4 protein-coding genes are annotated in these 5019 nt (G+C 38.5%); all 4 read left to right on the forward strand.

Translation table 11 applies throughout. From position 1 onward, the window contains the following. Positions 1-470: 470 nt before the first annotated feature. The 4 genes from U9P79_09175 (at position 471) to U9P79_09190 (ending at position 4868) form a co-directional block, all read left to right on the forward strand. On the forward strand, positions 471-1526 hold the full coding sequence (locus U9P79_09175; protein MEA2104792.1) for a type IV pilus twitching motility protein PilT: 1056 nt from the start codon (positions 471-473) through the stop codon (positions 1524-1526). Further along, entirely contained in the window at positions 1526-2023 is a 498-nt protein-coding gene (locus U9P79_09180) for a hypothetical protein (GenBank protein ID MEA2104793.1), read from the forward strand. Before U9P79_09175 ends, U9P79_09180 begins: the two co-directional genes overlap by 1 nt. A 192-nt stretch (positions 2024-2215) precedes the next feature. Next, positions 2216-2860 carry a hypothetical protein gene (locus tag U9P79_09185; protein MEA2104794.1) on the forward strand — a complete coding sequence of 215 codons (645 nt, stop codon included), beginning with the start codon at positions 2216-2218 and terminating at the stop codon, positions 2858-2860. Positions 2861-2891: 31 nt separating this feature from the next. After that, positions 2892-4868: a hypothetical protein gene (locus U9P79_09190; GenBank protein ID MEA2104795.1), complete on the forward strand. Its 1977-nt coding sequence runs from the start codon at positions 2892-2894 to the stop codon at positions 4866-4868. The last annotated feature ends 151 nt before the right edge of the window (positions 4869-5019 follow it).

Below are 5019 nucleotides of genomic sequence, written 5' to 3' on the forward strand. Positions count from 1 at the left end.
GCAACTTCTACTGCAGATTTCCCTGAAGGCGAAGGAAAACAAGTCTGGTATGATGTTGACGAAGCTAAGTATCATGGTTATGGAATTGATCAGGATGATGAGGAACAAGATATAGTTGACTAAATAGTGTCCATCCGTAAACTACTATTTTATCAATGGCTCCACCAGCTGGTGGATGATTCGACGCAGAAAAACACTGATTCGGCAGATAAACGCTGATACTACTCTTTTTGTAATTAAATTTTTTATCTGCGTAAATCATTTTTTTTCAGCGCTCATCTGCGTCCAATCTATACTTTACGGACAGACTCTAAATAGAAATTTTGTCTGCAAAGTGTCTTTTTCCCGATTTGTCGGGATAAGGAACAACGAATCAGCAACAATCGTTGCTTAGAGCGGTTATCATCCCGAAGACTTTCGGGAGAGCCCCATTAAAGGTTTGCGGATAGAAATTTTATAAGGCGGATAAATTGAAATTGCAAGAATTATTAGAATTTACTGTTAAATCCAATGCTTCTGATTTACATATTAGTGCCGGATCACCTCCAATGATTAGAGTTCATGGGATGATGAAAAAGCTCAATCTGGATAAATATTCTGAAATAGAAGCAGAAAGCATAATCTATAGTGTAATGAATGATTCTCAACGGGAATTATTTAAGAAAAATCTTGAAATTGACTTTTCATCCAAACTATCAGATGAAACAAGATTTCGGGTGAATGCCTTTCATCAGATTAATGGATTGGCAGTTGCATTTCGAGTAATTCCAAATGAAATTAAAGGATTCGAAGAGCTCCATCTTCCCGAGATACTCAGATCACTTTCAATGAAAAATAAAGGGCTGGTTCTTTTAACTGGTCCTACCGGAAGCGGAAAATCAACAACTCTGGCAACAATGGTAGATCACATCAACGATACAAAGCATTGCCATATCATTACAATCGAAGACCCGATAGAATTCGTGCATAGAAGTAAGAATTCACTAATTAATCAGCGTGAGTTGGGTCATGACACCTGGTCATTTACTAATGCCTTGCGATCGGCACTCCGTGAAGATCCCGATGTGATTCTGGTTGGAGAAATGCGTGATTTGGAGACAGTTTCATTGGCTCTTACGGCTGCTGAAACCGGTCATCTCGTTCTTGCCACACTTCATACGAGCAGTGCAACAAAATCTATTGACCGTATTATTGATATGTTTCCTAAAGAACAGCAAGCGCAGATTCGATCTATGCTTTCAGAATCCCTCGAAGCGGTTATTGCCCAAAAATTATTACCCCTAAAAGGTGGCGGTGGCAGAGTTCCCGCTATGGAAATTATGGTAGCCAATGCAGCTGTTCGAAATCTTATTAGAGAAGAAAAGACCTATCAAATTTCATCTCTGATTCAATCGGGAACAAAAGAAGGTATGCAGACTCTGGACCAATCGCTATATAATCATGTGATGAACAATCTTATTGAAAGATCAGTTGCTAAACAAGTTGCCGATAATCCCAAAACATTTGCTACGGGAGTGGGATTTTGATGTTCAAAAAAAAAGAATGTTTTCCTATGCTGTTACATTCTGAGAATGGTTTTGGACTGATGCAGGTCATATTTGTGCTTTTGGTAATAACTATATCTTTCGGATCTTTTTTTATTGGCTCATATTATGCCAGAAAATTAGCCACGGAACATTATCATTCCAGGGTGGCACTGTTAGCTGCCAGCGGAAAAATTAATCTTATCAAGTTTTATAACTACCAGAATCTTAATGGTGAAACTGTGATAAATGGAATTCCTTCATTGTATGATGGAGTTGTTATTGACGCCCAAGCCCTTCCTGTAATTGAAGCGACAGTTAATGTTACAAAATCAACACACACCGATATGATCGTAGCTCCCTATGTTATTTTTGATCAGGTTGAAGTAAAACTTACTTGGCAAGAACCTTCCCGCTCATTGCTGAATTCGAGTTTATTTTACACGAAATCGTTAACTTTGCGAGAAGATTATTTCCGCAGACAAGATGTTATTAATTAGTGTCCATCCGCAAACTACTATTTTATCAATGGCTTTTGACAAAATGATTCGACGCAGAAAAACACTGATTCGGCAGATAAACGCTGATACTACTCTTTTTGTAATTAAATTTTTTATCTGCGTAAATCATTTTTTTTCAGCGTTCATCTGCGTCCAATCTATACTTTACGGACAGACTCTAAATAGGATGTTATGAATATTAAAAACGAAAAGGGATATTCTCTTGCAGAACTGGTTGTCTCATTGCCTTTAGCTGTTTTTGCGATTGCCCTTTTAACTTTTGCGATTATTAATTTCACAATTTCCTATCAAGAAACTCAATTATACATTCAGCTTCAAGAAGATCTGTTCAGTGCGATTGAAACAATGCGCTATGGTTACACTAAAGCGAATGTTACTGACGGCGAACAAATAATTGGGTTGGCGTCCGCAAACAAAGTTGAAATCGGATTAACCGATAATTCTATAAAAATTATTCCTATAATTTTACACACCGGTATTGATTATTATGCCAGATTTTACGAAAACGAGGGTAAAATAATAGCCTCCGCTCAATATGGTGTGAAATCTTTCAATAATATAAGGGTATTTCCGGAGAGTGATAGAATGTTTGGCACAGAACCTATGTTTGAAATACTCAACCTGCAATTCGTTCCGGAAAAAACCATTGACGGAAAGATTTATCTGTTAGGCGTAATCGCTTCTGCACGTGTTAGATTTCGCATGAAGAAGGATGAACAAAGTTTGGAAGAAGATTTGCGAGAAAATACTAAAACCATTCATTACAAAACATCTATTTTTATTGGTAATGCGCAAATCCAAAACACGGAAAGTTAATCGAAATGAATAAAAGTAGCGAGGAAAAATTATGAAAATATTAAAAGATGAAAAAGGTGGAGTTTTACTTATCCTTGTTGCAATCGCTGTTGTTGTAACCTCTTTGGTTTATTCTGCTACAATGCTACAATCCGCCAGAACAGACAATGTGCAGTTTCAGTATGAACAGGATCAAATTCAGGAAGAGATATTGCTTCGATCTGAAGCTAGACGAACTCATCTCTCGGTTGAATATAATCAAAATCGAGCGATTCCATCTCGAACTGTTCAGACCTCATTTCCGTTCCGAACCCGAACCTATAATATTTCAAGCACAAAACATCTTGAATCAATAAATAATTTTATGGGATTTCCTACTGCTCAAGCTTTGGCGATACGCTCGTTGATCACCGCAAAAACCGGCTCGGAATCAAGTGGTTCCGCAGCTTATTCCCCAGTAAAAAGATATACGGAGAGATTACTTAGAAATGAAAGCTTAGCTCAATACCAATATTTTTCTCATTGGGAAGCATCTGAGAATGCCGATGGAGGTATTGAAGCCGGAAAAGTTAAATTTTGGGGTCAAGACGAGTTCTTTGGTAAAGTTCATAGTAACGATGATATTTGGGTTCAAAATGTAGGTGGTTGGCCCACATTTCATGCACTCGTTACAACTGCCGGTTATATTATGGACGATGGCACGAATGCAAGATTGGATGAAGGCTTGGAAGACCAGATTTTTTTGGGTGGGCTTCAGGATAAAGATGATGGAGTTACGGAAATTCAATTTGAGCCTAATGCAGATCTTATTCGTCAAAATGGAATGGACCCTTTTGCAGGTTCAGATGCTGAAATTATAGCTATAAAAATCACAGGGGCTTCATTCACATCATGGTTGGGTGATATTGAACTTGCGGAAGTGAAAGAAATACCGGTTTTAAGCTGGTATCCTGACAGACATAGTGAAGTTATGAATGCAATCAATGCCGGTTATAATTGGTTTGAAGAAGAGGATACAGTTTGGACAAACCACATATCAATCTATGATACTGTTTGGACACCAGGACCAGCAATGGGTGTGAATAACCAATCGGTTTGGGTGGATGCAGAACTTTGGATAGAGGGTAGTATTTCCGGCAAGCAAACCTGGGGTTCTTCCGGCAATGCCTACCTTACGGGTGATATTACTTATAGTGGCACCACTCCGGGAGACGAGCCGGATGATCCTGACAATCCCAATTATTCTGATTATTTTGGTCTGGTTTCAGAAGAAAGAATTTTTATTAAATATAAGCACCGAGATCCGGAAACAGGAGAAATACAAAGCCCCAATTGCAATGGAATCTATATGTATGGAGCTTATGCTGCCATCGGAGAAGGTGATCAAAGTATTTGGGGAGTGATGTATTGCCATCATGACGGTATTTTCACTTTCGAATATCAGCATCCGCATGGCTCTACCCCACATTTTGAAAGCATAAGTCCCTACTCAGGTGATGATACAACATACACTTATATTGATTTTCATAAATTCATTTTTCCATCAAGTTTTGGTGTTCCGGCAAATAAACAGGGATTTATCATGCACGGGAATCCACCCCCGGGGTATCCCATGTGCGGTTTTCCTTATGAAAATTATTCTCCTCCTAATAATGGTCCCGATTATAGTTTTCCTTATGGTACCGATTATCCTTGGTATAACCCGATCTGGCCTGAATCTCAGAATAGTATTGTTACAGAACGTGGAGATATTCATATGTGGGGCGCTATTGCCCAAAGGAGGAGAGGTTTTGTCCATCGTTCCGGATCAGATCCCTATAATCACCCGGACCCGTGGGAGTGGGATTTAGAAGTATATCACTATGACGGAGATCATCCACCCACCGGATACGGAAAAGATTATCATTATGATGATAGATTTATGTTTGTTCAACCTCCGGATTATCCCCAGATTTATCATGGTTGGGGTGAGGATACGATCACGGCATTCGATTCAAAGGTTTGGGCATTTATAGTCCCACCGCAATAAAAAATGTTAAGATTTTTTACAATTAAAATATCACGGATATTTTACTCCAAATTACAAATAAATGAAGAAGTGAGTTAATATGGCAAAAAAGAAGAAAACAAAACAATTTAAGGAAAGTTTCGGGCTGGATATCGGTTCGCACAGTATCAAA

This window comes from Candidatus Cloacimonadota bacterium (assembly GCA_034661015.1).
GTDB lineage: Bacteria > Cloacimonadota > Cloacimonadia > JGIOTU-2 > JGIOTU-2 > JAYEKN01.

What these genes read in the sequence shown, in the direction of transcription:
- U9P79_09180 (MEA2104793.1), top strand. Translation starts at nt 1,526, where the DNA reads ATGTTCAAAAAAAAAGAATGTTTTCCTATGCTGTTACATTCTGAGAAT.
- U9P79_09185 (MEA2104794.1), top strand. Translation starts at nt 2,216, where the DNA reads ATGAATATTAAAAACGAAAAGGGATATTCTCTTGCAGAACTGGTTGTC.
- U9P79_09190 (MEA2104795.1), top strand. Translation starts at nt 2,892, where the DNA reads ATGAAAATATTAAAAGATGAAAAAGGTGGAGTTTTACTTATCCTTGTT.